The sequence below is a fragment of the Endozoicomonas sp. SESOKO2 genome (assembly GCF_024606245.1).
Lineage (GTDB): Bacteria > Pseudomonadota > Gammaproteobacteria > Pseudomonadales > Endozoicomonadaceae > Endozoicomonas_A.
The window spans coordinates 1-4,428 of sequence record NZ_JAHHPQ010000205.1; the positions used below are offsets into that span (position 1 = coordinate 1).

At 40.8% G+C, this 4,428-nt stretch carries 4 protein-coding genes; 3 read left to right on the forward strand and 1 reads right to left on the reverse strand.

The genetic code is table 11. The annotated features are described in order from the left end of the window. On the reverse strand, positions 1 to 232 hold a 232-nt coding region (locus KDK17_RS04845), incomplete at its 3' end, for a type II toxin-antitoxin system RelE/ParE family toxin (protein WP_257287481.1). A gap of 1,140 nt (positions 233 to 1,372) precedes the next feature. Between KDK17_RS04845 and neuB the strand changes: the two genes are divergently transcribed. The 3 genes from neuB to KDK17_RS04860 all read left to right on the forward strand — a co-directional run bounded on the left by neuB (position 1,373) and on the right by KDK17_RS04860 (position 4,332). Beyond that, positions 1,373 to 2,410: an N-acetylneuraminate synthase gene (gene neuB, locus KDK17_RS04850; RefSeq protein ID WP_257287482.1), complete on the forward strand. Its 1,038-nt coding sequence runs from the start codon at positions 1,373 to 1,375 to the stop codon at positions 2,408 to 2,410. A gap of 69 nt (positions 2,411 to 2,479) precedes the next feature. Then, complete coding sequence (gene neuC / locus KDK17_RS04855) at positions 2,480 to 3,646, forward strand: UDP-N-acetylglucosamine 2-epimerase (RefSeq protein ID WP_257287483.1); 1,167 nt, start codon at positions 2,480 to 2,482, stop codon at positions 3,644 to 3,646. Further along, positions 3,646 to 4,332, forward strand: coding sequence for a cytidylyltransferase domain-containing protein (locus tag KDK17_RS04860; RefSeq protein WP_257287484.1), 687 nt, complete (start codon positions 3,646 to 3,648; stop codon positions 4,330 to 4,332). The genes neuC and KDK17_RS04860 overlap by 1 nt, the downstream gene beginning before the upstream one ends. Positions 4,333 to 4,428 lie beyond the last annotated feature (96 nt).

Genomic DNA, 4,428 nt, shown 5'->3' on the forward strand with positions numbered 1-4,428 from the left:
GCTCATTGCGCCATGCCTCCATAAATTGTCTTAACTGCTTCCTCTGATTCGTAGTCAAGTCCGCCATCTCGTTTTTGCTGTAAAGGGTTAGCAAGTAGAAACGTTGGCGCTCACCCAGATAATAATAAATGACCCGCAGGCCAGCGCGCCTGCCTTTCCCCTTACCAGCAAAACGCACCTTACGCAAACCGCCAGTGCCCTGGATCACATCGCCTTGCCAAGGGTCAGCCATCAGCTCGACCTGAAGTGATCGGTATGTGGCCCGTAACCGTGACAAATCTTCATGCAGGTAGCCTGGAATACTCATCTACAATCTGAGAAAACCAGACTTTGAATAGTTAGACCGGAAGAATGAAACATTTTACGGACGATTCCGGCTGCTCCAGTCCAGATTTTGCCCGTTTAACTAAACCCTCGTTTTATCAAACTTCAATATGACTGTTTGATAAGGAATTTCATTTTTCCTGCACGGAATCAGGTGGTTAGCCCGATTTTATGAAGATTCCGCTCAGTTACGGGCCACGTTCCAGTACGCACCTTGTCCCAATGCTCCCGATGTTCTTCTAATGCCGTAACTCTATCTGCAAGACTCATACTGCACGCCCTAATGGTTTTTTATTCGGGATTTGAAAATAGCAATGCAACCTGTTCGAGCGCTCGGTAGACGTCGATAAAATAGCGAGCGAAGCTTAGGCAAGGAAAATCAACGGTAAGTGTTAGTACCTATTGTATAGAGCACCAATGACGTATAGATTGCAGAAAAAAATACAAGACTACTGAATTTCATAGGCAAAATATGTATATGGAAAATAGAGATCCAGATACTTCTCCACCTTTATACAGGTATTTATTACCTGGCTGATATTCGCACCTTTACTGGAACATAGCAGTAATACGTAATGCACTAACCCCTAAATCAAGTGCGCAAATACACTATTACGCAGACAAAAAATAACACTTAAGATGCTCTGCTAGCTTTCTCTATTTCGCTGTTACAGGATATTTGCAGAACAGGTGCTCAAAACCGATCAAGGCATCGAAAATACACAATTACCTGATCAAAACATAAATCTTAAAATGCTCAGCCAAATTTTCTATCTCGATGTTTCAGTCTATGCGTGCTTGTGTTTGTCCTACAACAACTCATAAAGCAAAGCTCGAAGGGCGGTAGCGTGTCTCGATATAAATCAATACAAAGCATCACGTAAATCTACTTATAGCTCGGGGAAACCTACGAACACCCTCTTCAAATATGCATTACACCAGAGATATTAATAGTAGATTCTAAATTCACAATCTAATCTCTTAAATCTTGTATTTAATACTTTGAATAAAACTCACTTACACACAGCCAAAGCTTTAAAGGTTTAATATGACTGAATTTTTTATCGGTAACAGACGAATTGGCCCAAATGACGAACCACTGGTTATTGCTGAAATTGGAATCAACCACGAAGGTTCATTGAAAACGGCATTTGAGATGGTAGATGCTGCGGCTGATGCCGGTGTAGAAGTGGTTAAGCATCAAACGCATGTTATTGAAGATGAAATGAGTGCAGATGCAAAAAAAGTCATCCCCGGCAATGCTGACGTTTCTATATACGAAATAATGGATAGATGTTCACTCAATGAAGAGGAAGAAATCAAGCTTAAAGCATATGTCGAAAGTAAAGGTATGATTTTTATTAGCACACCTTTCTCTCGTGCAGCTGCAGACAGACTAAAACGAATGGATATACCCGCCTATAAGATTGGTTCCGGTGAGTGCAACAACTACCCATTAATTGATCATATTGCTTCATTTGGTAAACCTATAATACTCAGCACTGGAATGAATACCATAGAGAGTATTAAAAAAGCAGTCTCTATTATTGAAAAGCATGGCGTGCCATATTCATTGTTGCACTGTACAAATGTCTACCCGACACCACCAGAATTGGTCAGACTGGGTGCTATGACTGAAATGCAGTCTGCATTTCCAAATGCTGTAATTGGTCTGTCAGACCATACTGTTGATAATTATGCATGCCTGGGTGCTGTAGCACTTGGCGCCAAAATCCTTGAAAGGCACTTTACAGATAAAATGGACCGACCAGGACCCGATATTGTTTGTTCAAACGACACAAAAACCATGTCTGAGCTAATCATAGGATCTAAAACCATCCATAAGGCTTTAGGCGGAACAAAAAACCCAATTAAAGAAGAACAACCTACTATAGATTTCGCTTTCGCAACGGTTGTTGCAATCAAAGATATCGCAGAAGGTGATGTATTCAGTAAAGACAACATCTGGGTCAAGCGCCCCGGCACAGGGGAAATATTGGCAGAAGACTTCAACTCATTACTAGGTAAAGTCGCGACACGAAACATCAGCTCTGACGAGCATATTAGAAAGTCTGATGTAAATTAACTTACTCTTAGGAGCTGTCGAAGTTCATTCGTCAGCTCTTCCTATCCCCCTCTAAACAGAAAAAAAGTCATGGAGCAACGTAAAATACTCTTCCTCACAGGGACACGCGCTGATTATGGTAAGATGAAGGCTTTAATGCTTGCAACTGATAACCATGAAAGGTTTGAATGCCAAGTATTTATTACCGGCATGCATACACTACAACGCTATGGCTACACTGCCAAAGAAGTTGTAAGCGCAGGTTATACATCTGTTTACACATTTATGAACCAGCATGTTGGCGACAGAATGGAGATGATTCTGGCCAGCACCATTAAAGGCCTCTCACGCTATATTCATGAAAATAAACCAGACATGCTCGTCATCCATGGTGACCGTGTCGAAGCCCTTGCGGGCGCTATTGTAGGAGCCCTTACTAATACACTGGTGTGCCATATTGAGGGTGGTGAGCGCTCTGGCACGATCGACGAATCTATTCGTCATTCTGTTTCTAAATTATCACACTTACATATGGTGAGTAATAATGAGGCGGTAAAACGACTGGTCCAGATGGGAGAAAGGCAAGAATATATTCATAATATCGGCTCACCCGATATAGATGTCATGCTGTCATCTGACCTGCCTGATTTGGATACGGTGAAGGAACACTATGCTATACCGTTTGAAAATTACAGCGTTGTTCTATTTCATCCGGTAACCACTGATATTGATAATATGCCAGCCAATGCCAAGGCAATGGTTGACGCTTTATTGAAATGTCAAAAAAACTTTGTGGTTGTATACCCCAACAATGACGAAGGTTCAGATTACATTCTTAAAGAATACGATCGATTGAAGGACAGAGAAAACTTTAGAATTTACCCTTCTATCCGGTTTGAGTCATTCCTGACGCTACTGAAGAATTCTGAATGCATGATTGGCAACTCCAGCGCAGGTATTCGTGAAACACCCTTCTATGGTATGCCATCAATTAATATCGGCGACCGTCAGAATGCAAGGTATTTTGCAAAAGGCATTATCAATACTGGTTACGATAGCGAAGATATATACAACGCTATTCAAAGAGCCTCACACAATAAAAATACGGGAAGAGACAGCTATTTTGGTGATGGCAATAGTACAGAAAAGTTTATGTCCATTATACAGAAAGAAGAAATCTGGTCTGCTGCAGACCAAAAACTGTTCAATGACGTTGACTTTTCACTAATGGCACCAGCCATCAAGGGAGTAGCCTGATGCAAAAAAATACCTATACCGCCATTATCACTGCCAGAGGAGGATCTAAAGGATTACCACGAAAGAATGTTCTTGATCTTGCTGGTAAACCGATGATTGCTCACACCATAACAGCAGCACTGGAAAGCCAATGCTTTGAGCACATTGTTGTAACAACAGATTGCCCCGAAATTAAAGAGGTCAGTTTGGCCTGGGGGGCTGAGGTCATTGACCGGCCAAAAGAACTGGCAACAGATTCATCCAGCAGTCTTGATGTAGTCAAACATACTTTATTGGAGCTTGTAAATCAGAATAAGGAAACGACGCATTTTATACTTTTGCAGCCAACATCGCCCTTGCGTAGTGCCACACACATCAAAGACGCCAAGGAAAGATTTAATGCGTCTAATGCTAAAAGTCTGGTAAGTGTCACCAAAACAGAGCACCCTATTCAAAAGAATTTATATTTTCGGAATGGTGTTATTGAGCCCGTTTTTGATTGGGCCAGCCTTACCGCCCCAAGACAAAGTTTAGAGTCAACATACTTAATTAATGGAGCAATCTATATATCAAACTTTATGAATTTCATAAAACGATTAAATCTTTTTGAAAAGCCAGTCATTCCATTTGAGATGGAACATAAGTTTTCAATTGATATCGACAATATTGACGACTTGATTAATGCTGAATCCATTTATAAAAATTAAATCGGTTTTTATAAGAAGATATTTTTCTTTTTTTGGTAAAAATTCTTTAAACACGGAAAAATTCATTAAACTAGCCTGCAAGATCAGCCCAAAGAC

What these genes read in the sequence shown, in the direction of transcription:
- neuC (WP_257287483.1), top strand. Translation starts at nt 2,480, where the DNA reads ATGGAGCAACGTAAAATACTCTTCCTCACAGGGACACGCGCTGATTAT.
- KDK17_RS04860 (WP_257287484.1), top strand. Translation starts at nt 3,646, where the DNA reads ATGCAAAAAAATACCTATACCGCCATTATCACTGCCAGAGGAGGATCT.
- neuB (WP_257287482.1), top strand. Translation starts at nt 1,373, where the DNA reads ATGACTGAATTTTTTATCGGTAACAGACGAATTGGCCCAAATGACGAA.